2 protein-coding genes are annotated in these 913 nt (G+C 24.8%); both read left to right on the top strand.

All coding sequences use genetic code 11. The features are described 5' to 3' along the window. The coding region (locus tag RWY47_RS12340) for an ATP-binding protein (RefSeq protein ID WP_316030343.1) at window positions 1-253 on the top strand (253 nt) is incomplete at its 5' end. A 77-nt stretch (window positions 254-330) separates the two neighbouring features. Then, window positions 331-744 (top strand): hypothetical protein, encoded by a 414-nt coding sequence (locus RWY47_RS12335; RefSeq protein WP_025163123.1) that lies wholly within the window; start codon window positions 331-333, stop codon window positions 742-744. The last annotated feature ends 169 nt before the right edge of the window (window positions 745-913 follow it).

The raw sequence follows: 913 nt of genomic DNA, 5'->3' as shown, positions 1-913 counted from the left end.
AAATATAACTACATATAGATGTAAGGGAAATTTAAAAGTATCTATATATAATAGTGGAGAAAATATAGAAGATGAATATTTAGATGAGATATGGGATTCTTTTATGAGAATTAATAAATCCAGAACATATAGTGACAATAGAGTGGGGCTGGGATTGTCTATTATAAGAGAAATAATAAATCTTCATGACGGTAAATGCGGTGTTTTGAACAAAAAAGATGGTGTCGAATTTTGGTTTGAATTAAAATTGTAAAATTTTTTACTTGTAACTAAGTTGTAACAATCGATAGTCATAATTATATTAAAGATAATTTAACAGGAGGTAGTTTTATGAAATTAAAAAAAATAATATTATCACTTAGTGTTATATCAGCTATTGGATTTGGATCTATGGGGGTTATAGCAAATGCAAATGAAAAATCATCTACAGATAATTCATTTAGTTACAGGTACCAAAATAGACAAGAATGTAGACTTACAGATGAGCAACAAAAACTTATAGACAAAGGCTATAATGAACTTACAAAAGATGAAAAAACAATATTTGATAAGTACTACAAACAACCAAAAAATAATTTAACTGATGAAGAATTAAACAAATACTTTGAAATTCATGATAAAGCATATAAGTATTTAGGAAGTGATTTTTTAGAAAATATGAAGCAAAACAGATCTGAAAGATTAAATAATGGACATATGAAAAATGGACAAGGACAAGGTAGAGGTATGTGTAATCAACGATAAAAGTTAATATAAATAAAAAATAAGGTTAGTTTTACTAACCTTATTTTTTATTTATATGAGGAAATGATAAATATTTATCGTTATAGATAAGTAGACAAATGGCATCTATGCAATAACTTAACATTAAATTAACATAGAAAAAATCTATAATAAATATATAATGCATATA

The organism is Paraclostridium sp. MRS3W1 (assembly GCF_032465715.1).
Classification (GTDB): domain Bacteria; phylum Bacillota; class Clostridia; order Peptostreptococcales; family Peptostreptococcaceae; genus Paraclostridium; species Paraclostridium dentum.
This window is presented reverse-complemented; position numbering and strand designations above follow the sequence as displayed.